The following is a 26,508-nucleotide window of genomic DNA, read 5'->3' as shown; positions in this document are numbered from 1 at the left end:
CCGGTTGACGAAGGACGTGATGGACGACGATGAACTGACGAGGGCCTTCGCCGCCCTCGCCGACCCCACCCGGCGCGACCTGGTCTCTCGGCTCGCCCTCGGCGACGCCGCCGTCGGCGACCTCGCCGCCCCCTACGACATGTCCCTGCAGGCCGTCAGCAAGCACATCGCGGTCCTCGAGAGAGCGGGTCTGGTGACCCGCAGCCGCGACGCGCAGCGCCGCCCCGTCCGCCTCGACGCCGAGGCCCTGGGCGAGCTGACCGGATGGATCGACCGGCATCGACGCGCGGCCGAAGCGCGCATGTCCCGCCTCGAGGACGTGCTGGCCGATCCCGTGACCGCCCCACCCGCCACCCCGACGCACACACCCTCCGAGGAGGACCAGCCATGAGTCCCGACGCACCCCTGACCACCGCACGCATGAGCGCCGACCCCGACCTGCCCGTCGTGCGCATCGAGCGCGACTTCCGCGCATCGCCCCAGCAGGTGCTGCGCGCCCACACCGACCCCGAGCTCTTCGCCCGCTGGATCGGCCCGCACGACCTCACCACCCGCATCACCCGCTGGGACGCGACCACCGGCGGCGCCTGGGCCTACACGGCCTTCCGCACCGCCGACCCCGAGGGGGAGTCGTACTCCTTCCACGGCAGCTTCCACGACGTGCTCCCCGACCGCATCGTCCAGACCTTCACCTACGACGCCTGGCCCGAGGCCGTGACCCTCGAGACCGTCCGCGTCGAAGACATCGGCGACGGCCTCACCCGCCTGCACGGATGCTCGCTCTTCGACTCCTTCGCCTCCCGCGAGCAGATGCTCGCGAGCGACATGGAGACGGGCGTGCAGCAGGGGTACGAGGCCCTCGACGCGCTCCTGACCGAGCGGGGCGAGCAGCGTTGACCGCGCCCCTCCCGCAGCTCCCGCCCGCCGAGAAGTACGGGGCCATCGCCGACCGTTTCACCGCGACCGTGCGCGGCACGGCCGACTGGGACGCGCCCACGCCCGTGGCCGAGTGGCGGGCGCGCGACGTCGTCGACCACCTGGTGAACTGGCTGCCCGCGGTCATCGAGGACGGCTCCGACGTGCGCTTCGCGCCAGGGCCGTCGGCCGAGGAGGACCCGGCCCGCGCCTGGACGCACCTCGACGAGCAGATCCGCAGGATCCTCGCCGACCCCGAGGTCTCCGCGCGCTCCCACGCGAATCGCCACACGGGGCAGGACCGTCCGGTCGGCGCCGTGATCGACGAGATCTTCACCGGGGACGTCTTCTTCCACACCTGGGACCTCGCGCGCTCGAGCGGCCAGGACGACCGCCTCGATCCCGACATGGTCCACGCGGCGCTCACCGGCATGAGTGCCATGGAGGAGTATCTGCGGCCGACGGGCCAGTTCGGCGAGCAGCAGCCCGTCCCCGAGGGCGCGAGCGAGCAGGAGCGGCTCTTCGCCTTCCTCGGCCGCGATCCGCGCTGGGCGCCGCCGACGGGCTCAGGGCAGGGCCGGCTCGGCCTCGGGAGCTGACTGCGGGGTGGGGGTGGGCGACGACGGACGGCGCGAGATGCACAGCGTGACGCCGGCGGCCGCGAGCCCCGCGACCGCGCCGAGCGCGAAGCACAGGCGGAAGGCGTCCAGCGTGGGGATCGCCGCGCTGCCGAGCGGCATGGTGACCGAGGTGAGCACGATCGCCATCACCGCCCCGGCGCTCGTGGTGCCCATCGAGCGCATGAGCGAGTTCAGCCCGACGCCCGCCCCTGCCTCCGCCTCGGGGGCGTTCTCCATGATCAGCGTGGGCATGGCCGCGTAGGCGATGCCCACGCCGGCGGAGGACACGCAGGAGGCGAGCATGAGCTGCCACGGCGCACCGGTGAGGAAGAACGCGAGGACGTACCCGGAGGCGAGCACGATCATGCCGATCGCCAGGGTGACTCGCCCGCCCAGGCGGTCCAGCATGCGGCTCGAGATCGGGGTGAAGGCGAGCATCATCAGGCCCGCCGGCGCCATCCAGAGCCCCGCCTGCAGCATCGTCTGGTGCAGGCCGTAGCCGGTCGCGTCCGGCGCCTGGAGCAGCTGGGGCATCACGATCGACTGCGCCATCATCCCGAATCCGGCGAGCACCGCCGCGATGTTCGTGAGCAGGATCGGCCGACGGGCGGTGGTGCGCAGATCCACCAGCGGGCTGGTGCGACGCAGCTCGAAGCGGCCCCAGAGGAGGAGGACCAGCAGGCCGCCGAGGATGGTGCCGAGGGTCGCCGGGCTCGTCCAGCCCCAGCTGCTGCCCTTGGACACGCCCACCAGCACTCCGACGACGCCGACAGCCATGCCGAGCGCGCCGAGCACGTCGAGGCGCCCGGAGGCCGCGGCGGGCCGATGGGGGAGGGCCGCTGCGGTGGCGATCACCATGATGGCGGCGAGGGCGCTGGCCACCCAGAAGAGGGCGTGCCAGTCGTAGGACTGGGCGATCCACGCCGAGATCGGAAGACCCAGGGCGCCTCCGACGCCGAGCGTCGCGCTGATGCCGGCCACGGCCGCGTTGCGCAGATGGGCGGGCATCACCTCGCGGACGAAGCTGATGGCGACGGGGATGTACCCCATCGCGAGGCCCTGCAGCACGCGCCCCACGAGGACGGGGGCGAGGGAGTCGCCGAGGGCGCAGACCAGCGAGCCGATGAGCAGGAGGGCGGCGGAGGCGAGGAGCACGGGCTTGCGGCCCTTGAGGTCGGCGAGCCGGCCCGAGACGGGCATGGCCACGCCGCCGGCCAGCAGCGTCGCGGTGACGACCCACGCCGCGTTGGCGGCCGAGGTGTCGAGCATGGTGGGCAGCTCGGGCTGGATGGGGATCACGAGCGACTGCATGAGCGAGGCGCTGAGGCTCGAGAAGCCCGCCACGGCGAGGATCAGTGCCGGGCGACGAGCGGCGGCACGGGGTGGGGCGACGTCTGGTGTCGGTGTCATCAGGGCCTTCCGGAGAGGTGCGCGAAGCGATGTGTAAGTTACACAAGCGATCCTATGTAGACTACACACTGCTCGACGGGAAGCCCATCCCGGGTGATGAGAGGAACGAGATGACCGCGCACGAGGGCGACGATCCGACGATGGACGTCGAGGGCGGCAGGCGCCTGGCCGGCCAGTACGCGAGGCTCGAGCGCTTCCGTCGCAGCCATCAGCAGAACATGCGCCTGGGGACCGCCGACCTGCGGATCCTCTGGCTGTTCACGGACGGGTCGCCGCGCACGCTCAAGGAGATCGCTCGCGAGCTCGGCCTCGAGCAGTCGACGGTGAACCGCCAGGTGAACGCGGCCGTGGCCGACGGGCTCCTCGAGAAGACGCGCCCCGCAGCGGGCTCCGCCTTCCATGTCGTGAGCACGCAGGCCGGCAGGGATGTCTTCGAGAAGGACGTCGCCGTCTCGCTCCAGGGGTACGAGGCCGCCCTGCGCACGCTGGGGGAGGCCGACTCCTCGCGGCTGCTGGAGCTCCTGGAGCGATTCGTCGACGCCTACGGATCTCTCGCCCCCGGGGACGAGGCCTCCTGACCTGATCGGGCGCATCCCTGGGAGTCCCAGCAGATGGACATCGCTCGGGAATTCCCCACGTGGGAAGAGAACGCGCCTAGGCTCGGGGAATGTTCTCGAACCTCTCCGCCGGAGCACTCGGCCTGGACCTCGACCTGCCCACCGCCGTCGACCTCGCCGCGAAGCACGGCTTCGGCGGCGTCGACCCCGATCTCGGACACTTCCGCTCGCTGGGCAGCACCGCAGCCGTCCGCGAGTTCGCCGACTCCGTGCGCGAGCGCGGACTGGAGTGGGGCATGACGGGGCTGCCCGTGCCGCTCGATGCTCCGGCCGAGGAGTTCCGCCGCGCCCTGGTCGACCTCCCGGAGAGCCTGGACCTGCTCACCGCCGCCGGCGTCACGCGCGTGGGCACCTGGATGCGGCCGATGCACGACGAGCTCGACCACCGCCGCAACTGGCGTCTGCACGCCGGGCGCCTCGCGCTGGTCGCCGACCTGCTGGCCGACGCCGGCCTGCGCATCGGCCTCGAGTACATCGGCCCGAAGACCTTCTGGTCCACCGAGCGCTTCCCCTTCATCCACTCGCTGCGCGAGGCCCGCGAGCTGATCGCCGATTCGGGCGCGGACAACGTGGGCCTCATCCTCGACAGCTATCACTGGTACACCGCCGGCGAGGACGTCTCGGACCTCGAGGGCCTCACCGATGCCGACATCGTCTCGGTCGACATCAACGACGCCCGTGACGACCGCGAGCGCGACGAGCAGCAGGACCTCGACCGACGCCTGCCCTTCGCGACCGGAGTCATCGATGTCCCCGGCTTCATGGGCGCCGTGCGCGCGGCCGACTACTCGGGCCCCGTGAAGATCGAGCCGTTCATGAAGGAGCTCGCCGAGCGCCCCGTCGACGAGGTGCTCGAGCAGATCTCTGGCCTCCTGGATCGCGCGATCGCGGGGGAGTGAGGCCAGCGCCCGGCCCGGCGCGGAACAACTGACGCGGTCCGGTCGAGCAGAAGATATGAGGCCGGCGAACCAAGAGAAGCTTCTCTTGGTTCGCCGGCCTCATATCTTGTGGGGGGACCGTGGCACTTCGTGCGGGCCACGGGGTCACGGGGCCTCGGAGCCGTTCTCGCCCGTCGGACTCATGCGTCGGCGTGGAGTCCTGTGCCGTACCTGTTGTCGGGGTCGGTGACTGCGACGGCGAGGGTGGTGTCGGACTGTCCGTAGTAGGCGAACCAGCGGTCGTGGAACTTCACGAGTCCTTCGACGAAGGTGACGTTGGAGACCAGGCCGTGGGTGTCCTCGTAGGTCTGCGGGCGCAGCCAGGGCTCTTGGAGGCGGGCGAGGACCGTGGTCGGTTGGGCGGGGTCGATGACGATCTGTCCGCAGCGGTAGTCGACGCCGGTGGTGCCGTCCTCGTGGACGATGCGGGTGGCGCCGTTGGTGAGCATGAGCAGCAGTCCGGTGTCGGTGAGGACGGGGGAGGTGCCGATCTCCACGAGGGCTTCGTCGAAGGTGCCCGGGGTGGGGGAGTACATGGGTTCGGTGTCGGGTGTTCCGGGTGTCCAGTGGATGAGGTCGTCGCTGGTGGCCCAGTAGATCGCTCCCTCTCCGAAGTACATCCACCACTGTCCGTGGATCTGCTGGGGGACGATCACGCCGGCCTTCGACCAGTTCTGCTTGCCGTTGTCGCTGACCGCGGCGAAGGTGTTGAAGTCCTCGAAGAGTGGTCCGTGCTTGGTCCAGGTGCGCAGGTCCGGTGAGGTCGCCAGGCACAGCTGGGCGGTCTCGCGGTCCCAGCCCGTGTAGGTCAGGTAGTAGGTGCCCTCGATGCAGGCGATGCGGGGGTCTTCGCAGCCATACCGCTCGTAGTCGTGCTCGGGGGACAGGATCGGGGCGTCCTCGCGCTCGAAGTGGTACCCGTCGTCGCTGAAGGCGATGCCGATGTGGGAGACGATGTCTTCGGCGTGGGCGCGGTAGAGGAGGACGACCTGGTCGTCGACGACGAGCGCTGCGGGGTTGTAGAGGTTCGCCGATTCCCAGGAGTCGCCCTTGGGCCGCAGGATCGGGTTGTGCTCGTAAGGGGTGAACGGCCCCAGGGGGAAGCGTGCATCGCCGAAGAGGCTGACGGTGGTCATGGTTGTCCTTCGCGGTTCGGGGGTGTGGTGAGGGGGTGCGGTGCGCCTGCACCGGTCGTCATGGAGACCGGAGCGGTTCGTGAGGGCTTGCCGCCGGGTCGGATGCGCGCATCGAGCAGTGAGGGCATCACCCCTTGATGCCGGCTCCGATGTCGGATGCCGTGAAGTAGCGCTGGAACAGGCAGAACAGGATCACCACGGGGAAGGCGAGCGTGCAGGCGCCGGCGAGGATCGCGCCGTTGGGGTTCGCGACCGTCCCGGCGACGTTGTTGATGTAGTTGGCGAGCGCCACGGCGAGCGGCTGCATCGAGGACTCCTTGGTGATGAGGAACGGCCAGAGGAACTCGTTCCACGGGCCGATGAAGGTGATCAGCACGACCGTCGCGATGGCGGGGCGGACCATGGGTATCGCGATGGACCACAGCACGCGCAGCTCGCTGGCGCCGTCGATGCGAGCGGCCTCGAAGATCGACTCCGGCAGGCTCCGGAAGAACTGGCGGAAGATGAACACCGCCGTCGTGTTGATGAGCGAGGGCAGGATCATCCCTGCGTAGGTGTCGCCGAGCCCGTAGTTCCCGGCGATCTGCACGTAGAGCGGGATCATCAGCAACTGGAAGGGCACCATCTGGACGCCCAGCATGACCACGAACAGTGCGCCGCGGCCCCGCCATCGCAGTCGGGCGAGGGCGTACCCGGCGGACAGTCCGAACACGAGGGTTCCCGCGAGGACGCCCGCGGTGAAGACGAGTGAGTTCACGAGCGCCCGCAGCAGCCCGAGCCGCTCGTTGATCGTCGTGAAGTTCTCGAGCGTCCACCCGCCCCGGGGAGCCAGTGCCGACAGGCTCGTCGTCGGGTCCTCCTGGAACGCCCCGATCGCCATGAAGTAGAAGGGGAAGATGAAGACCAGAGCGATGACGGCGAGCACCGCGTACACAGGCCCCCGTGACCTGCGCCTGCGGCCTGCGCGGTCCGGGGTGGCCCCGGGGGTCGAACGATCGACGGACATCTCAATCCTCCTTCGTCAGGCGGGTCGATATCAGTGACAGCAGGCCGACGAGGATCACGAGGATCACGCCGATCGCCGAGGCGAGGTCCGGGTTCCCCTGCTGGATGCCCTTCTGGTAGATGAGCAGGACGGGTGAGGCCGAGGCCCCGTCGGGCCCGCCCCCGTTGGTGAGCAGGTAGGGCTCCGTGAACAGGTTCGAGCCGGTGATGATGGCGAGGATCAGCACGAGCAGCGTCGTGGAGCGGACCCCGGGGACGGTGATGTGCAGGAAGCGCTTCGCCGCCCCGGCGCCGTCGACCTGCGCGGACTCGTAGAGCTCCTTGGGGACGTTCTGCAGGGCGGCCAGATACAGCAGGACGTAGAACCCGAGCTGCTTCCAGGTCACGAACAGTGCGATGGAGGGCATCGCCAGGTGCGAGTTCACGAGCCACGAGGGGTCTGGGGCGAACGGACCGAGGATCGAGTTGACCAGCCCGTCCTGCGAGAACATGAGCATCCAGACGCCGATCAGGGACACGCTCGCGGTCACGTAGGGGACGTAGAAGGCGACCCGGAAGGCCGCTGTCCAGCGCGTCAGCGAGTTCAGCGCCGAGGCGAGCACCATCGAGAGGATCACCGTCAGCGGGACGTTGATGATCAGGAACACCGCGATGTTCGCGAAGGAGCCGAGAACGCGCGGATCGCTGAGCACGGCGCGGTAGTTCGCGAGCCCCACGAACGGGTGGTCGGCGTGGACGCCGGGCGCTGTGAACACGTAGTCGAAGAACGAGATGTAGACGGCATAGCCCAGCGGGTACGCCATCACCACCGCCAGGAAGACGATGTAGGGGAGGGACATGCCGAGCCCCAGCGGCTGTGTGCCGAGAAGGCGTCGCCACCACGGGTCGCGGGCGGAGGTGCGGGCGCGAGGCGCCGCGAGAGCGGAGGGAGTCGTCATCGTCATCACTCCTTGATCAGGGCGTCGATCTGGTGGGCGACGTCCTCGAGCCCCTGCTCCACGGAGTCGGTCCCGAAGATCACCGCCCCGGAGTACGCGTCGCGGAATCTCTGCCAGATTTCGATCCCTCCGGAGACGTACGGGACGTCGGCCACGCGGTCCGCCTGGTCGGCGAAGCTCGTGTAGTCGGGGTTCTTCGCGAAGTAGTCCGGGTACACGGAGGCGAGGTCCTGGCGCAGGGGCATCTGCCCCGTCAGCTCGAGGAGCTCCCCGTCCCACTTCTCGTCGGTTGCGAAGGCCAGGAACTCCCAGGCCGTGAGGCGGTTCGTGCTCGTCGAGCACAGAGAGACGTTCTTGGAGTCGGCGAAGGTGATGGTCTTCTCGGCGGCGATCCCCTCGGCCGTCGGCACAGGCATGAAGCCGTAGTCGATCGCATCCTTGTAGGTCGCGATCGCGTAGGGACCCGCCAGCTGCATCGCGGTCGCGCCCGTGGTCATGGCGTCATCGGTCGACTGCTCCCGTGGTGCCAGCTCCTCGTCGTACATGGATCGCCACATGCGGGCGACGGCCAGGCCGTCGGGTGAGTCGAAGGTCGCCGAACCGTCCTCGATGAGCCGGGTGCCGCCCGTCTGGGCCAGGTAGAGCGGGTAGAAGTCGGACCAGGGCTGATAGAAGTCGCTCGTCGGCGACGGCCAGATCGCGGATCCTGCAGCCCCGGAGGAGACGATCTGACGGGAGGCGTCGAGGAGCTTGTCGAAGGTGTCCAGGTCCGGTGTCTCCGCGTCGAGGCCGGCATCGGCGAAGATCTTCCGGTTGTACATGAGCATGACGGGGTTGGACTTCCACGGCAGCTGGTAGTAGCCGCCCTTCCCCTCGTCCTCGGCATAGTTCCGGGCGCGCGTGCCGCCGCGCTCCTCGATGTGGCGGCGGCCGCCCTCGAAAGTCGTCAGGTCGACGAGACCGCCCGCACGCACCCAGTCCGGGAGAGCAGCGGGAGAGATGTTGAAGATGAGGTCAGGGGTGGTTCCCGCGACGATCGCCGCGGTGATCGCCTCCTCGGAGCTCGAACCGGCCGGGATCTCCTGCAACGTGACCGGTTCGTGCTCGTGCTCGGCGTTCCACGCCTCGCTCACCGCCTTGCCCCAGGCGAGCTCCTGCTCATTGGTGGAGACCCAGATGCTGATCGGACCGCGCGAGGTCGCGGCCTCCTGGGAGTCCACGGCGCTGCGTCCGCACGCCGCGAGGGCGAGCGGAAGAGCGAGCGCTGCGGTGCCGAGAGTGCGGCGGGTGAGGGTCCTCATCGATCTCCTCAGGGACAGTCGGCTCCATGGGCCGAGGGGTGGGCGCGCACGGCTCGGGTGCGCGCGGTGGGTCAGACGGTGGACGGGGGTGCGAGGCTTCCTCGGCGCACGACGCGATTGCCCTCGACTTCCACGCACTGCGGGGCCGCGCCGGTGAGGACGGCCAGAAGAGTGCGCGCCGCGGCTTCCCCACGGGCCTCTGCTCCGGTCGATACCGAGGTGAGTCCGGGGGAGAGGTGCGCAGAGAGCTCGGAGTCGTCGAACCCGGTGATCGAGAGGTCGTCGGGAACCCGCAGCCCGATGCTGCGGGCATAGGAGAGGCCGGCGATCGCCATCACGTCGTTGGCGAAGACGATCGCCGTCGGGCGGTCGGGGAGCGTGATCGGCGCGGTTCCATCGGCCGAAGGGCACGGGGCCGCGGACCCGAGCAGCTGCTCGGCCGCCGACCGTCCCGAGGCTGCGGTGAAGTCGCCCTCGACGATCCGGGCCTCTTCCAGACCGTGCCGACGCATCGCCGCCTCGAATGCACGGCGGCGGGTCGCCGCGTGGACGTAGCGCAGAGGGCCCGCGACATGGGCGATGCGCTCGTGGCCGGCGTGGACCAGAAGGTCGACGAGCTCATGGATGGCCGACGCGTCGTCGGTCCAGACCACGGGAAGATCCGAGCTCGTGTCCGTATGGGGCTGCTCACCGGTGAGAACGACTGCGCTCAGTCCGAGGTCGCGCACGAGCTCGGGCCGGGTGTCGTCCTGTTCGACATCCAGCAGGATCACCCCGTCGACCCGTCCGGCTGCGAAGCGCTCGTAGACCGCGGCCTCGGCATCGGGGTCCCCGACGACGTGGAGCATGAGGCCCATTCCCGCCTCTGCCAGCACCGCCTCGCAGCCTGCGATGAAGCGGGAGAAGAAGGTGTCCGTGGCGATGACGTCGGGACGCCTGTTGAGCACCAGTCCGATGCTGCCGGTGCGGGAGGTCGCCAGGGCCCGGGCGCTCTGGCTGGGGGTCCAGCGCAGGTCCTCGGCCGCCGCGAAGATGCGTCGGCGCGTCTCCTCCGCGACCGGCCGGTTCCCCGAGTACGCGAGGGAGACGGTCCCCTTGGACACACCCGCGACGCGCGCGACGTCACCGATGGTTGCTCGCGGCATCGGGCACCTCCTCGTGGAACGGCGGATTCGGCGATGGCGTCCTACGGCGGCGCGCATCGGAACGAACGGGCGCTATCAAACCGGTTTGCGCCCATGGTGTCAAGGTGCACGGCGCGATGCTGGCCGGCGTGCCCGAGGTCGTGCTCGATGCTCGCAGCGGTGGCTGCGGCTGTGGCCGGGGCTGTGTTCGTGCGGGTCTGCGGACCATTCGCGGCGACGAATGGTCCGCAGACCCGCACGGATGACGTGGTGGGCGGGCGTCAGGCGTGATGTGCGCGGTAGCGGGGCACACCGCCCTCCGTCGCCGCCCGCGCGGCGAGACCATACCGAGACCTCCCGCCTCTTGTGATGCGCACCATGTGCAACGTTAGAATCGCCGCGACGCCACCGGATGGAGGAGGACGACGACGTCCTGCCCGGTGGAGGCCCAGGGAGGTCACCATGACGCGACGGAGCGCACGGAACAGCGACGATCACTCGATGCGGGACGCAGGACGGCTGCGGAGGGGCCCGGTCGACGGCGCCGGGATCTCCCGGGCGCCGCTCAGCCGGCGCAGCGCCCTCGGCCTCGCGGGCGCCTCCGCGATGGGCATCGGTCTCGCGGCCTGCGGCGGCAACACCGGAGGGCTGACCAAGGGCGGCGGCAGCGACGGCGGTGGCGGCGGGATCAGCCAGTGGTACCACCAGTACGGCGAGGACGGCACGCAGGATGCCGCGAAGAAGTACGCCGCGGCCTACGACAAGAACGACGTCACGGTGAACTGGGTGATGGGCGACTACGCCGCGAAGCTCTCCACGAGCCTGCTCTCGGGCAACGGCGTCGACGTGTTCGAGAACAACGCGATCGCGGTCGACCAGGCGAAGCAGGGGCGCTACGCCGACCTCTCCTCGATCATGGAGCCGGTCAAGGACCAGTTCAACCCGGCGTCGCTGAACACGGTGACGATCGACGGCAAGATCTGGGGCGTCCCGATGATCCTGGATCCCCAGCACTTCTACTACCGCAAGTCGATGTTCGAGAAGGCCGGCATCGAGGTCCCGAAGACCATGGACGACCTCGTGGATGCGGCCAAGGAGCTCACCGGGGGCAAGCAGAAGGGCCTGTTCCTGGGGAACAACTTCGATGCGATCTGCTGGACGATGATCTGGGCCGCGGGCGGCAGTCCGATGAACGAGGCGAGGGACGCCGTCGGCTACAACACGCCGGGCATGGTCGAGGGCCTCACGCAGATCCAGCAGATGAAGTCCGACAAGTCCCTGCTCACCGGGGCGCCCTCGGACTGGACCGACCCCGCGGCCTTCTCGACCGGCCTCTCGGCCATCACCTGGGGCGGATGCTGGGCGCTGCCGCAGCTCGAGGACGCGCTCGACGACGTCGGCGTCTTCCCCCATCCGGCCGTCGGCTCGGACGGGAAGCAGGTCGCGATGGTCGGCTCGTGGAACGAGCAGGTCGCGGGCGCCTCGAAGAACATCGAGGCCGCCACCGCCTTCGTGAAGTGGCTGTGGATCGACCAGACGGACGACCAGACCGACTGGGCCCTGAGCTACGGGTTCCACATCCCGCCGATCACCTCGGTGGCCGACAAGGCCGAGGCCCTGAAGTCCGGCAACGGGCTCGAGATCGCGACCATGGCGAAGGAGATGGGCGTCTCCGGGCCGCCCGAGTGGACCGGTGCCGTGAACACGCCGTTCACCGACGCCATCAGCAACATCCTCAAGAAGGGGGCGGACCCGGAGGCGGAGCTGTCCGCGGCGGAGGAGGCCAGCAACAAGGCAGTCGCGAAGTGAGCACCGCGACCGCGGGCCGGTCCTCGCGCGCCGCGCGGGCGCGCTCGCGCGACAGCTCCCGCCCCACGCGCATCCGCGGGACCGGGATCGCGTTCTGGCTGTTCTTCACCCCGTTCGCCGTCGGCCTGCTGATCTTCACGATCATCCCGCTGCTGTGGGGCGGGGCGCTGAGCTTCTTCGAGGCGAAGGGCACCGTGCTGCCCACGCAGTTCGTGGGCCTGGGGAACTTCAAGGACTTCCTCACCGACACGGCGTTCCTGTACTCGCTGCGCACCTTCACGATCTTCGCGATCTTCATCGTGCCGGTGACCATGGCGACCTCCCTGTTCCTCGCGGTGCTGGTCAACGGCATCCCGCGCTTCCAGGCGTTCTACCGCTCGGTGTTCTTCCTGCCGACGGCCTGCAGCTACGTCGTCGCCTCGGTCGTGTGGCGGCTGGGGCTGTTCAACGGCCTGGACTCGGGCGTCGTGAACACGATGCTCTCGAGCATCGGGCTGGACCCGATCGCGGACTGGCTCTCGGCCTCCCCGTACTGGTGGGTCGTGCTGATCTCTGTGCGCCTGTGGATGCAGGTCGGGTTCTACATGCTGCTGTTCCTCGCGGGCCTGCAGGCGATCCCGTCCCAGCTCTACGAGGCGGCGGCGGTCGACGGGCTGAACCCCGGCGGCTGGCGCATGTTCCGCATGATCACGCTGCCCCAGCTGCGCACGACCTCGACCGCGGTGCTGCTCCTGCTGCTCATCGCGGCCTTCCAGGCGTTCGACGAGTTCTACAACCTCACCGGCAACAATCCGGAGACCCGCCCGCCGCTCGTCTACCTGTACAACATCGCGCTCGGGCCCGAGCAGGACTTCGGGCACGGCAGCGCGGGCGCGCTCGTGCTCACCGCGATCATGGTCGTCGCCGGCCTCCTGCAGACCTGGATCATCGGCTTCGACAGCAACGACGACGCCCGTCGACGCCGTCTGCCGTGGCGTCGACGCGGGCCCGTCGGCGCGGGCGTCGGGACGACGGTCACCGCGGATCTCGCGGGGACCGGCGCGCCCCAGAGTCCGTCGGCCGACGCCCCCTCCGACCTGTCGGCCGACGGGGGCCACCCCGCCGCCGCGGCGGCACCGGAGATCATCCGACCCGACGGAGGAGACCGCTCATGAGCACCCTGACGATGGCCGGGTACCGGCGCCGCCGCGGCGGACTGATCGTGCGCTACGTGATCGCATCGCTGCTCGCACTGGTGTTCCTGGTGCCGTTCTACGCGATGGTGAAGACGGCGCTGTCCACGAACGACGAGATCTACTCGACGACCTTCACGTTCTGGCCCTCTAACCCGCAGTGGGCCAGGATCCCGGAGGTGCTGAGCGATCCGCGGTTCCTGGACGCGCTGAAGAACTCGGCGATCATGGCCGTGGTCGCCACGAGCCTGTCGATCCTCATCGCCGCGCTCGCCGGCTACGCCCTCGCGCGCATCCCCAACCGGTTCGCCCTGCCCATGTTCATGATGGTCGTGATCGTGCTGCTGATCCCCGGCACCACGGCGTTCGTCCCGAACTTCATCATCGTGGCCTCGCTGGGGTGGATCGGCACGCTGCGCGGCCTGATCATCCCGGGCCTGTTCGGCGCGTTCAACGTGTTCCTCTTCCGCCAGTTCTACGTGAACTTCCCGAAGGAGGTCGAGGAGGCGGCGCACATCGACGGCGCCGGCTACTTCCGCACGTTCTTCCAGGTCATCTTCCCGAACACGCTGCCCTTCGCCTCGGCGCTGACCGTGCTGGGGCTCATCGGATCGTGGAACGCCTTCCTGTGGCCCCTGGTGGTCGCCGGTTCCGGGCAGAGCGCGAACACGGTGCAGATCTACCTGTCGTCCTTCCTCACCGCCCAGACCTTCGACTACGGGGGACTGTTCATGGCGGCGACGCTCAGCCTGATCCCGGTGCTCGCGATCTTCTTCTTCCTTCAGCGCTATCTGGTGGCCGGCATCGCGGCGACGGGGCTCAAGGGATGAGCGCGCCCGCCTACGGGCATCCGCTCCCGGACCCGGACGTGGTGCGGACGGACGACGGCTGGATCGCCTACGGCACGGGGCCGCGCACCGCGGACGGCCGTGCGGTCCCGGCCGCCGTCTCGCCCGATCTGCGCACCTGGGAGGCCGTCGGCGAGGTGCTCGAGGCGCTTCCCGAGGAGGCCGGCGAGTCCTACTGGGCGCCCGAGGTCTGCGAGCGCGACGGCGCCTGGTGGATGTACTACTCGGTGGGCCACGGCGATCGTGGGCACCATCTGCGGGTGGCCCGCGCAGGGACCCCGCGCGGGCCCTTCCGCGACCAGGGCGTCGACCTCACCCCGGGGGAGCTCTTCGCGATCGACGCGTCGCCGTTCCGGGCGGCCGACGGGAGCTGGTGGCTGTTCTTCGCGCGGGACGTTTTGGACGCCGAGCGCGTGGGCACGCACCTCGCGGTCGCGCCGCTTCCCGAGCCGACGCGGATCGGGGAGATCGTCCCGGTGCTCGCCCCGGATGCCGACTGGCAGATCTTCGCGCGCGACCGTCCGATGCACGGCGGCGTCCACGACTGGCACACGCTCGAGGGAGCCCATGTGCTCGAGCGCGAGGGCGTGCTCTTCCTCAGCTACTCGGGCGGCTCCTACCAGGGGGCCGGGTACCGGACCGCGTGGGCGTGGGCCCGCCATCCCACCGGCCCGTGGCACCGGCCGGCCGACGGCGAGGACATCCTGCTGGCGACCGACGAGGCCACGGGGCTCATCGGGCCCGGGCACAACTCGTTCACCACGGGTCCCGACGGGGAGGACATGATCGCCTTCCACGCCTGGGACCCCGAGCGCACGGGGCGGTACATGCACCTGCGGCGCCTCGAGGTCGATCCGCGGGCGCCGAGCCTGCGCGTCGTGGGCTGAGCGCCGCGCGGGCGGGCGGGCCGTCGGGCGTCGGCCCGCCCGCCGGGCGTCAGCCGGCCCGACCCGCGTCAGTCGGCGTCGCCGGTCGACGCGCCGTGCCGCGCCCGGAGCGCCCCGGCCAGGCCCATGGCCACGCCGATCAGGAGCCAGATCCCGAGCACCGACAGGTCCTGGACCGGGTTGACCCAGCCGCCGCCGATCACGCCCCGGAAGGCGTCGATCGCGTGGGTCATCGGCAGGTACGGGTGGAAGAACCGCAGGAACGCGGGGATCGTCTGCACGGGGTAGGTGCCCCCGCCGGCGGCGATCTGCAGAGCGATGAGGATGAGCCCCACGAACTTGCCGATCGGCCCGAACACAGCGCCGAAGCCGTGGTTCAGCGCGACGAACACCAGGGAGGTGAACGCCGCCAGCAGGTACATCCACCCCAGGTGCATGACCTCGATGCCGACGGCCAGGTGGAGGACCGCCACCGCCATCGCGGACTCGACGATGCCCAGGACGAACGCCGGCAGCAGACCGCCCACCAGCAGCTTCACGGCCCCGACGCCACGGCGCGCGGCGCGCGCGGAGAACGGCGGCATCATGAGGAACATCGACATGCCGCCGACCCACAGGCCGATGCACAGGAACAGCGGGGTGAGGCCCTCGCCGAAGCGGCCCACGTCGTTCGAGCGCTCGAAGTTCATGCCCACCGGGTCGCTCGCGACGTCGTCGAGGTTCTCGCGCTCGGCGTCGCTGTAGTCCGGCACCTGGTCCTCGGCGTCGACGAGCCCGCTGTGGAGCTGGTCCGCGCCGTCGACGAGCTGCACGGCGCCGTCGTCGAGCCGGTGCGCGCCGTCGGCGAGCTGGGCGGACCCATCGGCCGCCTGCTTGGCCCCGTCGTCCAGCTGGACGGAGGAGGAGGCCAGCTGCTGGGCACCGTCGTCGACGTCGGTCGCCCCGTCGTGCAGCTCGGAGGCGCCCTGCGCTGCGGAGCCGGAGGCGTCGGCGAGCTGCGAGGACCCGCTGGTGAGCTTCGAGCTCCCGGCGGCCAGCTGGTCGGCGCCCGAGCGGGCGCTGGAGACGCCGTCGGTGTAGCGACCGAGCCCCGAGTCGAGCGACTGCGCGCCCGTGTTCAGGGTGCCCGTGGAGCCCGCGAGCTGATCGGCGCCATCGGCGACCTGCTGGGCGCCGTCGTTCAGGCTGTGCACGTCGGCCGCGCCGGACTGCAGCTGGTCGTAGGCGCCGGGGAGAGCGTCGGCAGCCTGCCGGGCCTGGTCGGCGAGGGCGTCGATGCGCTTCTTCGCATCCTCTGCATCGGTGCCTTGGGCGGCCGTGCGTGCATCGTCGATCGCATCGGCGATGTCCGTGATGTCCTGAGCCTGCTCCTCGGCCGGTGTGCGCAGGGCGTCCATGGCGTCGCTGGCCGTCGCGGCCCGGGTCTGGATGCTGTCCAGGCGGGTCGCGAGGTCGTCGGCCGCCGAGGTGACGTCGCTCCCGAGGGAGTCGAGGTTCGCCGCGGCATCCTTCGCATCGGCCGTGGCCGTCGCGGTGGTCGCGGCGTCATCCGAGGCGGTGCTCGCGGAGTCCCGCAGGCCGTCCGAGTCCTCGGAGAGCTCCGCGAGCTGCGCGCAGACCTGCGAGTCGGCGGCGGGCGTCGCTTCGTCCCCGCCGCCGTCCGAGGCGTCGTCGGAGCCGCTGCCCGCGCCGCCGTCGGAGGTGCTGCACGTCGCCGCGATCTCGTCGAGCCGCTTCGTGTAGTCGTCCACCGTTGAGGCGACATCGCTCGAGGAGGTCTTCGAGGCCTGCGCGGCGGCGTCGGCATCGGCCGTGTCGCCCTTCAGGCCCGATGCGCCCTGCACGCCGTCGAGTGCGTCGCGCACCGTGGACAGGTCCTCGCTCGCGGCCGAGACGTCGTCGCCGAGATCGGTGACCGCTGTGTCCGCGGTCTTCGCCTTCTCCGCGAGGTCGGCGGCCTTCTTCTGCAGGGCGCCGACGTCGTGGGAGGGATCGTCGAGCGCGTCGACGAGGTCGTCGGCAGCGGTGGAGAGGTCGTCGACGGCCTTGTTCGCGTCCTTGGACGCCCTGTCGACGGAATCGGAGTCGATGCCCAGGTCATCGGCCTTCTTCTGCGCGTCGGTGACGGCCTTGTCGAGAGCGGCCGTGCCGTCGGCGACCTGCCGGGCCCCGTCGGCCAGATCCGAGGCGCCGCCGTCGAGCCGCGAGGTGCCGTCGGCGAGCTTCGAGGAGCCGTCGCGCAGGGTCGAGCTGCTGCCGTCGAGCGTGGTGAGGCCCTGATCCAGGGAGTTCGCACCGCTGCTGAGGCTGACGGTGCCGTCGTGCAGCTCGACCGCGCCGCTGCGCAGCTGGGAGAGGCCGACCGCGAGGGTGCCGCTGCCGTCGACGAGCTGCCCGGTGCCGTCGGCCAGCTGCGAGGTGCCGTCCACGAGCCGGCCGGTGCCGTCCGCGAGCTGCGAGGTGCCGTCCTCGAGGTCGTCGGCCCCGTCGGAGAGGTCCGAGATGCCGTCCTCGAGGTCTCCCGCTCCGTCCTTCAGGTCGCCCGAGCCGTCGACCGCATCGCCCAGTCCGTCGTGGATCGAGGAGAAGCCCACGTAGATCTGGTCGAGGTACTCGCTGGACAGGGAACTGCGCAGGGAGTCGGTGAGGGCGGTGCCGATCGACTTCGTGAAGTTGCCGCTCACGTAGTTGATCGTGTCGTTCGTGCGCACGTCGATGAGGGTCTGCGCGGCGTTCCCGGGATCGTCCGAGAGCTTGGAGACGTTGGAGGAGAAGTCCTTCGGGATCACGACGGTCGCCCCGTAGGTGCCGTCGGCCAGTCCCTTCTCCGCCGTCTCGGCGTCGACCTCGACGAAGCGGTAGGCGGTGGGCTTGTCGAGATCGGTGAGGGTGTCGGCGAACTCGTCGCCCGCGTCGATGTGCTTCGAGTCGCCCGATGGAGTGGTCAGGTCGGAGCCTGTGTCCTCGTTCACCACGGCCGCGGTGATGCGGTCCAGGTGGTTGTTGGGGTCGGCGAAGGACCAGGTCAGGTTGCCGGCGTAGATGATCGGTACGAGCGAGAGCCCGGTGATGAACAGGGCGGCGATGGGCTTCGCCCACTCATCGGGCAGCACGCTGCGCAGGGAGTTGAGGAGACGCGCGGGAGCACTGTTGTGAGGCACGGGCACGACGATACGTCGGCCAACTCAATACGTCGATGTATCGAGTCGAGGTGTGGCGGAGCGAATAGCTGAGATGCAGTGCGCGGGAGAGGGCGAGCGGGAGCCGGCGGAGAACCGGTGGGAGATCCGTGGGGCGATGCGACGGAAGGCGGTGCGGAGTCAGGCTGCGGAGCCGGACCCGGCGCGGGCCTCGGCCTGCTCCTCGCCGATCTCCTCGGCGGGGGTCAGAGGGCGGCCATTGCGCGGGACGGGGCGCAGGCCCCCGCGTGCCGAGGCGACCAGCAGCACGATCACGCCGAGGGCGAAGAGGACGCCCATCGAGGCGAAGGCGAGCCGGAAGTCGTCCAGGCCCGGGTTCCCCGCGGGAGCGAGCAGGTCCAGGACCAGACCCACCAGGAACACGGAGACCAGCCCCGCGCCGAATCCGCCGATGTTCACGAAGCCCACGGCGGTGCCCACGGACATCGGCTGCACGCCCGTGCGAGCGACGTCGAACCCGAGACCGCTGAGCGCCGCCCCGAGCGCGAGCGCGCAGGCCAGCGGCAGCAGGGCGAGCATCGAGTGCTCACCGGGCACCGCGAGGGTCGCCGTCCACAGCAGGGCCATGAGCGTCACGCCCACGGCCAGCACGCGCCCGCGGCGCAGTGGGAAGCGCCCCGAGAGCGTCCCGATCGCGGGTCCCAGCGCCATGCCGATGAGGACCTGGATCGTCAGCAGCGTGGAGACCTGGTTCATCGGCAGCCGGTGCCCCGAGGACAGGAAGGGCACGCCCCACATGACCACGTACGTGTTCACGGCGAACAGGGTGATCCAGTGCGCGGCGAGTCCGGCCCACGCGCCGGGCGAGGCGAGAACATCCTTCAGCACCAGCCAGGGCGAGGAGGCGAGCACGGGGATCGCGCCGGTGGGCAGACCGTCCTGCGGCTCATCGCGCACCAGCAGCAGGCACCCCAGACCCGCCGCGAACACGAGGGCTGCCAGCAGCGAGAAGGCCGGCGACCAGCCCACGTGGACGAGGATCGCGAAGAACGGGATCGCCGAGATCACCTGGCCGGACTGGCCGAGGACGCCTGTGAGCTGGGTGATCAGCGGGACGCGGCGCGCGGGGAACCAGGCGGCGGCCAGGCGGATCACGGAGATGAAGACGGTGGCGTCGCCCGCGCCGATGAGGACGCGGGCGGCGACGGCGAGGCCGAAGACGGTGCAGAACGCCATCCCGATCTGCCCGACGAGCATGAGCACGCTGCCGGCGACCAGCATCCGTCGCGCCCCGAAGCGGTCCAGCAGCAGACCGGCGGGGAACTGCGCGGCCGCGTACGTGCCCAGCTGCACCATGCCGAACAGGGACAGGGCGGCCGAGCCGACGGAGAAGCGGTCGGCGGCCTGGACGCTCGCGACGCCGAAGCTCGTGCGGCCGGCGACGGTGACGATGTACGCGAACATCGCGATGCCCCACAGGAACAGGGCGCGCCGGCCGCGGCGGGCGGCCTGGACGCGGGGGTCGATCGCGGCGCGGCGGACGCGGGCGGCACGGGCGCGCTCGCGCGCCGTCCGCTCGGGAGCGCAGCACTCGAGCGAGGAGGCGGACTCGGGGGTGCGGGCGCCAGGGGACGTCCGCGCGCTCTGCGAGTCGGTGGCGGTGGACGGAGCCGGGCCGGACATGGAGGAGCACCTGTTCTGCAAGTTCTGCATGGGGGTCTGCGTGGGGAGGCCGGCGTCCTTGCCGTGGGGGACTCCTTCAGGCTACGCCGGGCCTGCCGGGGCGCATCGCGCGATGAGACGGGGCCGACGGCGGGCGGCCGCGGTGATTCGTCACAATCGCCCGGAGCTCGCCCATGACGCCGGGATTCTCACAACGGCCGCGGCCCGCGCCGACGGTACCCTGAGGGGATCAGACCCGGCCCGTGCCTCGTGCCGCCCGTCCTCCCACCCGAAGCCGCATCGGCATCGCACGGGGCGTTGGGCCACGGCGGAACCGCGCGAGACGCCTCGCGCCGTCGGCCCGGGTCGCTCCGTCCCCGCACCGCTTCCGAGAGGGTCCCCTCGCATGGGTGAGCTGTCCATGACCTTCGAGATCACCTCCCTGGTGGTCCTCATCGCCATCATCGTGGGCGACCTGATCCTGGTCTCGCGCCGTCCGCACGTGCCCTCCATGAAGGAGTGCCTGGCGTGGGTGGGCTTCTACGTGGCGCTCGCGCTGGTCTTCGCGCTGATCCTGTACTTCGTGGGCGACACGCACCACGTCTCGGTCGAGTTCCTCACCGGCTGGCTCACGGAGTACTCGCTGAGCGTGGACAACCTCTTCGTGTTCATCCTGATCATGGGCAAGTTCGCCGTGCCCAAGAAGTACCAGCAGGAAGTGCTGATGGTGGGCATCATCATCGCGCTGATCGCCCGCGCGATCTTCATCCTGGTGGGCTCGGTCGCGATCTCCCACCTGTCCTGGATCTTCTACATCTTCGGCATCTTCCTGCTCTACACCGCGATCAAGCAGGTCAAGGGCGATGACGACGAGGACGACGGCGAGGACAGCGCGGTCCAGAAGTTCGTGGGCCGCTTCATCCACGTCCACGACGAGTACGACGGCAACAAGATCCGCACCGTCCTGGACGGCAAGAAGGTCTTCACGCCGATGCTCATGGTGTTCGTGGTCATCGGACTCACGGACGTCATGTTCGCGATCGACTCGATCCCCGCGATCTTCGGCATCACCCAGAACCCGTTCATCGTGTTCACCGCGAACCTGTTCGCGCTCATGGGCCTGCGCCAGCTGTACTTCCTGCTGGGCGGCCTCGTCGACCGCCTCGCGTACCTGCACTACGGGATCGCGGCGATCCTCGCGTTCATCGGCGTGAAGCTGCTGATCCACGCCATCCACGAGGCCCCGCTCGAGTTCATCCCCGGCTTCGAGGCCCTCGAGAAGCTGCCGGAGATCGGCACCGCGGCCTCGCTCATCGTGATCATCGGCGCCATGGCCATCGCGACCGTCGCCTCCCTGCTCTGGGGCCCCAAGAGCGAGCCCGAGGAGGTCGCCTCCGACTCCGGTGACGACCAGCAGCAGGGCTGACGGCAGGTCGCTCCCGAGCGGGCGGCGGCTGCTCGCCTGGACGTGATGGCGCGGCGGCTCCTCGCTCGTCCGCGGTCGCCCGGGCGAGGTATCCGGTGCCTCCGTGCACTACGCGTAGTCATACGTCGGGTGACGTGCCATATATGCGGTCACCCGACCTCTGACTACGCGTAGTGCACGGGGCCGCGTGAGACCCCGCCCACGGGCCCCCGCGTGAGCGCCCTCCGCGTCGTCTCAGGCCGGCAGGTCCACGACCCACGGCTCGCGCGACAGCGTCGCGGGATCCCAGCGTTCGAGCACGTCCCGTGCGCTGCGGCATCCTTCGAGCCCGAGCGAAGCACCGATCCGCTCCACCACGTCACCGACGTCCTCGCCGCGCTCGAGCCGATCGCGCAGGGTCACCGCGCCGTCGCGCTTGGCCAGCCGCGCGCCGCTCGGGGAGACGGCGAGCGGGACGTGCGCGTACTCCATCGGAGCGGTCGGATCCGGCGCGGCCGCCCGGCTCCGGTCGGCGCTGGTCGCCGGATCGGTGCCGCTCGCCAGGTCGGCACCGTCCAGAAGATGAGCCAGATAGGCCTGACGAGGGGCGGAGCTCAGCAGGTCGTCGGCCCGCACCACCTGGTCCACGCCCTGCGCGGCGTCGTCGACGACGACCGCGAGGTTGTAGGCGACCACGCCGTCGCCGCGGCGCAGCACCAGGTCGTCGACAGTGCCGGTGACCTCGCCCGCGAACATGTCGTGGACCGCCCATTCGGCGACTCCCGCGCGCAGGCGGAGGGCCGGCTCGCGCCGCAGCTCGCGCATCCTCGCGCGTCCGCGCTCTCGGGCGTTCTCGTCCAGATCCCGGCATGTGCCCGGGTAGGCGCCGGGCGGAGCATGCGGGGCCGTTGGCGCCTCGAGGATCTCCCGCCGCGTGCAGTAGCACTCGTAGACCAGCCCCGCATCGGCGAGTCGGCTGAGGGCGGCGTCGTAGGCCTCGGCGCGCCGGGACTGGTGCATGACCTCTCCGTCCCAGTCCAGGCCGATCGCCTCGAGGTCCTCGAGCTGGCGCTCCTCGGCGCCCTCGCGCACCCGGTCCAGGTCCTCGACGCGCAGCCGGAACGCGCGGCCGCTGCGGCGCGCGAGCACCCAGGCCAGGATCGCCGTGCGCAGGTTCCCCAGGTGCAGGTCGCCGCTCGGGGAGGGGGCGTAGCGGCCAGCGGGCGAAACGGCTTCGGGCATGGCCCCAGTCTGGCATCGTGGGCTGTCGACCGACGCGAGAGTGCCGACGGAAGGGGAACCATGAGCGCCGCACCGAAGCCCGCCCGGCCTGCGGGCGGCGAGACTGTGCTGATCCTGCGGATCGTCCTGTGGGTGTGCGCGGTCGTCGCCCTGATCGGGATCGTCCTCGCGGGCCTCGGAGAGGTCTGGAGCCTGGCGACGGCCGATGACCTGGAGGGTGCGAACATCGGCGCCGGCCTCGTGATCATCGCCGGGGGTCTTCTGGGCGTGCTCGGCCTGGCGGGCTGCGCCGTCGCCCTGGTGGGCCGGTCGGTGGTGCGGCGCCGGGCCCGGGCCGACCGGGCGCGCTGAGCGCGGGGACGCGCGCCTGCGCGTGGTCGAGCACGAGACCGGCGCCGACCCTCTCGCCGACGCCGACGCCGACGCCGACGCCTATGCCACTGCCGGCGCCGGCAGCGGGCTCAGGCCTGCGGCTCGAGCTGCGTGGGGATCGCCAGACGGTTCCACACGTTGATCGTGGCGATCGCGAAGAGGAGGTCCCCCAGCAGGGCCTCGTCGAACTGCGCGGCCGCCTCGTCCCACACGTCGTCGGGGACGCCCTCGGCACCCAGCTTCGTCACCGTGTCGGTGAGGCGCAGTGCGGCGCGCTCGCGGTCGTCGAAGTGCGGGGAGTCGTGCCACGCCGCCACGGCGAACAGCTTCGGGGTGGGGATGCCGGCCTTGATGCCGTCGCGCGAGTGCATGTCCGTGCAGAACGAGCAGCCGTTGAGTATCGAGGCGCGCAGCTTCACGATCTCGTACAGCTCGCGCGGGATCCGCCGGCTGCAGTAGGACTCGAGGCCCATCACGGCCTTGTAGGCCTCGGGGTGCGTCTCGAACAGCTTCATCCTGGTCATCGGTCGTTCTCCGTTCTGGACTCCGGGTGTCCTGGCGGAACGTGGGTCCCGGGCGTCCCGTCATGATGACCGACGAGAGGCCCGAGATGTGAGGCGAGCCCCGGGACCGCGACCGCGCTCCGTCGCGAGTGTGCTCGCGGCGAGTGGTCGGACGGCCACCCCCGCACGCGACGCGGCCCCCGGTGCGAGTGCACCGGGGGCCGCGGGGTCCGATCATCCCGCCGGGGCGGGATCAGCGGGTGATGTCAGGCGTCGATCAGGCGTCGCCGCGGTGGTTGCCGCGCTTCTCCGGATCGGCCGGGTTGTCCGCCGGGTCGATCGCGGGGTCGATCACGCGCCCCTGCTCGACCTCCCCGTCGGCCGAGCCCTTGGGCTGCCCGGCCGCGGAGCCGGCGCCCGCGGCGGCAGCGCCCTTCGCACCGGCGGCCTTGGCGTCGGAGCCCTTGGCGTCGGTCCCCTGGGAGCCCGAGCTCTTCCCGTCCGAGCTTTTGGCGTCGGCCTTCTTCGCGTCGGCCGACTCGACCTTGACCTCCGACGGAGCAGTGTCCGACGAGCGGTCGGCGGTGTTCGGGGTCGACGCGGCGTGGGAGCCGCCCTTGAGCGAGGAGGCGACGTCCCCCGCCTCGGCGCCGGCGACGGCGTCGGAGACCTGGGTGGAGTCGGACTCGCTCGAGCCCGAGGCCGGGTAGTGCGCACGGGCGAAGTCGGCCGGCGGGGCCCAGGGGTCCTCGACCGGACGGGTCTTCTTCCACACGAGGTAGCCGGCGGCGGCACCGACGGCCGCGAGGCCCAGGACCAGCAGCACCTTGCCGGCGCGGCCGCTCTTCTTCTTGGGCGCCGCCACGGCGGCCTTCCTGATGTCGCCCTGGCCCTTGTCGAACTCGCTGCGCGCGGCGTCGACCGCTGCGGCGACCGCCGAGCTCACCACGGAGCCGGTCGCCTCGGCGGTGCGGCGGGCACGGGGGAGGTAGTCGTCCTGCAGGTCGTTCCGGAACTTCTCCGCCTGCGGGCCGATCTTCTCGCCGAAGGCGGAGATCTTCTCGCCCTGGGTGCGAAGTCCCTCCTCGACCTGCGGACGGACCTGGTCGACGAACTGCGAGGCCTTGTCGCCCGCGTTCCCGGCGAGGGACTTCAGCTCCTCGACGGCCTTGCCGGCCTTGTCCTCCGCGGTGCTGCCGAGGTCCGCGGCGGTCTTCTGCGCCTGGTCCTGGACCTTGGACGCGGTCTTGGCCGCGTCCTTCCGGCCCTTCTTCGCTGCCTTCTTGGCACGCTTCGTGCTCAGCGCCATGCGAGTCCCCTTTCGGTCATGTCCGCCGGGCTGTCCCGACGGGGGAGTGCGTGCGGACGAGGGTCGCGTCGCTCAAACGCGACGACACGTCTCGAGTGGTTCCACCCTACCGTGACCCCCGGCACGCGGATCCAGAGTGCTGACAGGTGGGGATGGAGATCCGCGGCCCAGCGGTAGTGTGATCGGCACGACCCCCTCGCATCCCCGCGACGACGCACCCCGAGCAGGTGATCCCCGATGCCCCGCAAGCCCTCCCTCCCACCGCTGCGCGGAGCGACGCCCCTGCAGGCTCTCGGCCGCTTCTTCCGTCTGTACGGCATCTCCAGCGGGCGGGCGAGCCGGAGCGAGTACTGGTGGTGGGTGCTCGTGAACCTCCTGGTCACGGGCGCTCTGCAGATCGCCGGGAACATGCTGGTCACGGGGTGGAGGTGGGACTACACGTTCGTGATCGTCGGCAGCCGATGGCCGATGGGCTCGAGCGGCGCCTCGGTGATCGGGGTCATCGCGACGATCTGGGCTCTGGGCACTCTCATCCCGAGTTTCGCGGTGGTCTGGCGGCGCCTGCACGACGCGGGGCACGGCGGCGGCTGGTTCTTCCTGATCCTCATCCCGATCGTCGGCTGGCTGCTGCTGATCTGGCTGCTCGCCTCGAAGGAGAACCCCGACGGGGCGCGCTTCGACCGGCCGACGGCCACCACCGGCCCGGATGCGCCGCTGGGCCTGCGCAGCGACGCCTGGTCGAGGTCCTGACCCGCGCCTCCGGCCGGGTCCCTGACCCGCGAGCGACGGACCGGCTGGCCGCGCCCGCGACCCCGCCGGCCGTGTGCACGTCGCCGTCGGTCGTGCGGTCGGTCTCGCGCACGCCGCGCACACGCGCCTGTGCGAGACTGGCGGCATGTTCGCAACACTGCACACGAACCAGGGCGATATCCGCCTCGAGCTGTTCGAGAACGACGCCCCCAAGACCGTCGCCAACTTCGTCGGCCTCGCCGAGGGAACCCGCGAGTTCACCGACCCCGATTCCGGCGAGAAGGTCACCCGTCCGTTCTACGACGGCGTCATCTTCCACCGCGTCATCGACGGCTTCATGGTCCAGGGCGGCGACCCGCTCGGCACCGGCACCGGCGGCCCGGGCTACATGTTCGACGACGAGATCTCCGAGAAGAACTTCGACGAGCCCTACAAGCTCGCGATGGCCAACGCCGGCAAGCGCATGAACGCGATCACCGGCAAGCCCGCGGGCACCAACGGCTCGCAGTTCTTCATCACCGTCGCCCCCACCCAGTACCTGCACGGCAAGCACACCGTGTTCGGCGAGGTGGCCGACGACGAGTCGAAGAAGGTCGTCGACGCGATCGCCACCACCCAGACCGACATGCGCGACCGTCCCGTCGAGGACGTCGTCATCGAGTCCGTCGACATCGAGAAGTGATCCGGCGGCGGGCACCCACCAGGGCGTCCGCCTTTCGACGGCCCCGCACCGGGCCCGCCGCACCGGTGCCGCCCCGCGAGAAGTACGAAACGGTTGCCATGAGCGCTCATGGCAACCGTTTCGTACTTCTCGTCGGCGTCGGGGCCGGTAGGCGGCCCGATCGGCTCGATCAGGGGCCGATAGCCGGCCCGATCGGCGCGGTCAGGGACGCGTGGTGACGGTCTCCTGCGTCGTGCGTCGGACGATCGCCCGACGGATCAGGACCATCAGCAGCACGAACCCGACGGTGAGCAGGATGTGCCCGATCCCGGCGATGCCGGAGACCATCGCGTCCATGCTGCCCAGATCCGCGCCCTGCACGGTGAGCAGGCCGCGCACGAACATCATGGCGGCGCTGACCAGCACACCCGCGTGGTAGACGCCCTGGAACCACGCGAACAGACGCGGGGAGTCGGAGAGCCGGAGCACGGCCTCGAGGGCGAGGACCGCGAGCAGGACGATCACGCCCAGGGTCAGCAGGTGCGTGTGCACGACGCCCAGCTGGGTGTGATCGGTGGCCGGCCAGTCGGAGTGCTTGGTGATCTCGCGGAACGCGAGTCCGGAGGCGAGACCGAGGCCGAGGTAGACGCAGATCGCGGTGAACAGACGGTTCATGGCGCGCATGGGTGTTCCTTTCGAAGGTGGAGCTGAGGGACGGGGAGCTGGGGTCGGGGGCCCTAGCGA

General features: G+C 70.5%; 25 protein-coding genes. 13 read left to right on the top strand and 12 right to left on the bottom strand.

Annotated features, from left to right (window positions below):
- Positions 1-19 precede the first annotated feature (19 nt).
- The 3 genes from MHY49_RS08620 to MHY49_RS08610 are packed head-to-tail and all read left to right on the top strand — an operon-like array spanning position 20 to position 1,514.
- Positions 20-391, top strand: a complete 372-nt coding sequence (locus tag MHY49_RS08620) for a helix-turn-helix transcriptional regulator (RefSeq protein ID WP_239203603.1) — start codon at positions 20-22, stop codon at positions 389-391.
- Positions 388-897 (top strand): SRPBCC domain-containing protein, encoded by a 510-nt coding sequence (locus MHY49_RS08615; protein WP_239203602.1) that lies wholly within the window; start codon positions 388-390, stop codon positions 895-897. The genes MHY49_RS08620 and MHY49_RS08615 overlap by 4 nt, the downstream gene beginning before the upstream one ends.
- Positions 894-1,514 carry a TIGR03086 family metal-binding protein gene (locus MHY49_RS08610; protein ID WP_239203601.1) on the top strand — a complete coding sequence of 207 codons (621 nt, stop codon included), beginning with the start codon at positions 894-896 and terminating at the stop codon, positions 1,512-1,514. Before MHY49_RS08615 ends, MHY49_RS08610 begins: the two co-directional genes overlap by 4 nt.
- Here the strand turns inward: MHY49_RS08610 and MHY49_RS08605 are convergent.
- Positions 1,482-2,945, bottom strand: coding sequence for an MFS transporter (locus tag MHY49_RS08605; RefSeq protein ID WP_239203600.1), 1,464 nt, complete (start codon positions 2,943-2,945; stop codon positions 1,482-1,484). The genes MHY49_RS08610 and MHY49_RS08605 overlap by 33 nt on opposite strands.
- Positions 2,946-3,055: 110 nt before the next feature.
- Between MHY49_RS08605 and MHY49_RS08600 the strand changes: the two genes are divergently transcribed.
- Positions 3,056-3,523 carry a MarR family winged helix-turn-helix transcriptional regulator gene (locus tag MHY49_RS08600; protein ID WP_239203599.1) on the top strand — a complete coding sequence of 156 codons (468 nt, stop codon included), beginning with the start codon at positions 3,056-3,058 and terminating at the stop codon, positions 3,521-3,523.
- Positions 3,524-3,612: 89 nt separating this feature from the next.
- Positions 3,613-4,461, top strand: a complete 849-nt coding sequence (locus tag MHY49_RS08595; protein ID WP_228357028.1) for a sugar phosphate isomerase/epimerase — start codon at positions 3,613-3,615, stop codon at positions 4,459-4,461.
- Between the two features lie 179 nt (positions 4,462-4,640).
- Here MHY49_RS08595 and MHY49_RS08590 read toward each other — a convergent pair whose 3' ends face one another.
- From MHY49_RS08590 to MHY49_RS08570, 5 genes are all read right to left on the bottom strand, one after another.
- Entirely contained in the window at positions 4,641-5,636 is a 996-nt protein-coding gene (locus MHY49_RS08590; RefSeq protein ID WP_228357029.1) for a glycoside hydrolase family 130 protein, read from the bottom strand.
- A 127-nt stretch (positions 5,637-5,763) separates the two neighbouring features.
- The gene (locus tag MHY49_RS08585; protein WP_239203598.1) at positions 5,764-6,642 is read right to left on the bottom strand and encodes a carbohydrate ABC transporter permease; all 879 of its coding nucleotides are present in this window, start codon (positions 6,640-6,642) and stop codon (positions 5,764-5,766) included.
- Between the two features lies 1 nt (position 6,643).
- The gene (locus MHY49_RS08580; RefSeq protein WP_239203597.1) at positions 6,644-7,579 is read right to left on the bottom strand and encodes a carbohydrate ABC transporter permease; all 936 of its coding nucleotides are present in this window, start codon (positions 7,577-7,579) and stop codon (positions 6,644-6,646) included.
- 5 nt (positions 7,580-7,584) lie between these two features.
- Complete coding sequence (locus tag MHY49_RS08575; protein WP_239203596.1) at positions 7,585-8,880, bottom strand: extracellular solute-binding protein; 1,296 nt, start codon at positions 8,878-8,880, stop codon at positions 7,585-7,587.
- A 71-nt stretch (positions 8,881-8,951) separates the two neighbouring features.
- On the bottom strand, positions 8,952-10,025 hold the full coding sequence (locus MHY49_RS08570) for a LacI family DNA-binding transcriptional regulator (RefSeq protein ID WP_239203595.1): 1,074 nt from the start codon (positions 10,023-10,025) through the stop codon (positions 8,952-8,954).
- A 480-nt stretch (positions 10,026-10,505) separates the two neighbouring features.
- On the opposite strand from MHY49_RS08570, the gene MHY49_RS08565 reads away from it, so the two are divergent.
- Genes MHY49_RS08565 through MHY49_RS08550 form a run of 4 tightly spaced genes read left to right on the top strand, consistent with a single transcriptional unit; the run spans position 10,506 to position 14,720 of the window.
- A complete protein-coding gene (locus tag MHY49_RS08565; RefSeq protein WP_239203594.1) occupies positions 10,506-11,813 on the top strand; it encodes an ABC transporter substrate-binding protein in 1,308 nt (435 codons plus the stop codon).
- Positions 11,810-12,967, top strand: a complete 1,158-nt coding sequence (locus MHY49_RS08560; RefSeq protein ID WP_239203593.1) for a carbohydrate ABC transporter permease — start codon at positions 11,810-11,812, stop codon at positions 12,965-12,967. The genes MHY49_RS08565 and MHY49_RS08560 overlap by 4 nt, the downstream gene beginning before the upstream one ends.
- On the top strand, positions 12,964-13,815 hold the full coding sequence (locus MHY49_RS08555) for a carbohydrate ABC transporter permease (protein WP_239203592.1): 852 nt from the start codon (positions 12,964-12,966) through the stop codon (positions 13,813-13,815). The genes MHY49_RS08560 and MHY49_RS08555 overlap by 4 nt, the downstream gene beginning before the upstream one ends.
- The gene (locus MHY49_RS08550) at positions 13,812-14,720 is read left to right on the top strand and encodes a glycoside hydrolase family 43 protein (protein ID WP_239203591.1); all 909 of its coding nucleotides are present in this window, start codon (positions 13,812-13,814) and stop codon (positions 14,718-14,720) included. The genes MHY49_RS08555 and MHY49_RS08550 overlap by 4 nt, the downstream gene beginning before the upstream one ends.
- 68 nt (positions 14,721-14,788) lie before the next feature.
- Here the strand turns inward: MHY49_RS08550 and MHY49_RS08545 are convergent, their stop codons facing one another.
- Complete coding sequence (locus MHY49_RS08545; RefSeq protein ID WP_239203590.1) at positions 14,789-17,881, bottom strand: YhgE/Pip domain-containing protein; 3,093 nt, start codon at positions 17,879-17,881, stop codon at positions 14,789-14,791.
- A gap of 159 nt (positions 17,882-18,040) precedes the next feature.
- Positions 18,041-19,543, bottom strand: coding sequence for a nitrate/nitrite transporter (locus tag MHY49_RS08540; protein WP_239203589.1), 1,503 nt, complete (start codon positions 19,541-19,543; stop codon positions 18,041-18,043).
- 385 nt (positions 19,544-19,928) lie between these two features.
- Between MHY49_RS08540 and MHY49_RS08535 the strand changes: the two genes are divergently transcribed.
- Positions 19,929-20,948: a TerC/Alx family metal homeostasis membrane protein gene (locus tag MHY49_RS08535; RefSeq protein ID WP_239203588.1), complete on the top strand. Its 1,020-nt coding sequence runs from the start codon at positions 19,929-19,931 to the stop codon at positions 20,946-20,948.
- A gap of 234 nt (positions 20,949-21,182) precedes the next feature.
- Here the strand turns inward: MHY49_RS08535 and gluQRS are convergent, their stop codons facing one another.
- The gene (gene gluQRS / locus MHY49_RS08530; protein WP_239203587.1) at positions 21,183-22,169 is read right to left on the bottom strand and encodes a tRNA glutamyl-Q(34) synthetase GluQRS; all 987 of its coding nucleotides are present in this window, start codon (positions 22,167-22,169) and stop codon (positions 21,183-21,185) included.
- 60 nt (positions 22,170-22,229) lie between these two features.
- On the opposite strand from gluQRS, the gene MHY49_RS08525 reads away from it, so the two are divergent.
- On the top strand, positions 22,230-22,520 hold the full coding sequence (locus MHY49_RS08525; RefSeq protein WP_239203586.1) for a hypothetical protein: 291 nt from the start codon (positions 22,230-22,232) through the stop codon (positions 22,518-22,520).
- A gap of 110 nt (positions 22,521-22,630) precedes the next feature.
- Here MHY49_RS08525 and MHY49_RS08520 read toward each other — a convergent pair whose 3' ends face one another.
- Together MHY49_RS08520 and MHY49_RS08515 are read right to left on the bottom strand one after the other, a co-directional pair.
- Positions 22,631-23,065 carry a carboxymuconolactone decarboxylase family protein gene (locus tag MHY49_RS08520; RefSeq protein ID WP_239203585.1) on the bottom strand — a complete coding sequence of 145 codons (435 nt, stop codon included), beginning with the start codon at positions 23,063-23,065 and terminating at the stop codon, positions 22,631-22,633.
- 256 nt (positions 23,066-23,321) lie between these two features.
- Positions 23,322-24,353, bottom strand: coding sequence for a hypothetical protein (locus tag MHY49_RS08515; RefSeq protein WP_239203584.1), 1,032 nt, complete (start codon positions 24,351-24,353; stop codon positions 23,322-23,324).
- Positions 24,354-24,590: 237 nt separating this feature from the next.
- Between MHY49_RS08515 and MHY49_RS08510 the strand changes: the two genes are divergently transcribed.
- Positions 24,591-25,103, top strand: a complete 513-nt coding sequence (locus MHY49_RS08510; protein ID WP_239203583.1) for a DUF805 domain-containing protein — start codon at positions 24,591-24,593, stop codon at positions 25,101-25,103.
- Between the two features lie 145 nt (positions 25,104-25,248).
- Complete coding sequence (locus tag MHY49_RS08505; RefSeq protein ID WP_228357046.1) at positions 25,249-25,785, top strand: peptidylprolyl isomerase; 537 nt, start codon at positions 25,249-25,251, stop codon at positions 25,783-25,785.
- A gap of 201 nt (positions 25,786-25,986) precedes the next feature.
- Here MHY49_RS08505 and MHY49_RS08500 read toward each other — a convergent pair whose 3' ends face one another.
- Complete coding sequence (locus MHY49_RS08500; protein WP_239203582.1) at positions 25,987-26,448, bottom strand: DUF2871 domain-containing protein; 462 nt, start codon at positions 26,446-26,448, stop codon at positions 25,987-25,989.
- Positions 26,449-26,508 lie beyond the last annotated feature (60 nt).

This window comes from Brachybacterium sp. ACRRE, from assembly GCF_022346485.1.
Classification (GTDB): domain Bacteria; phylum Actinomycetota; class Actinomycetes; order Actinomycetales; family Dermabacteraceae; genus Brachybacterium; species Brachybacterium halotolerans.
This window is presented reverse-complemented; position numbering and strand designations above follow the sequence as displayed.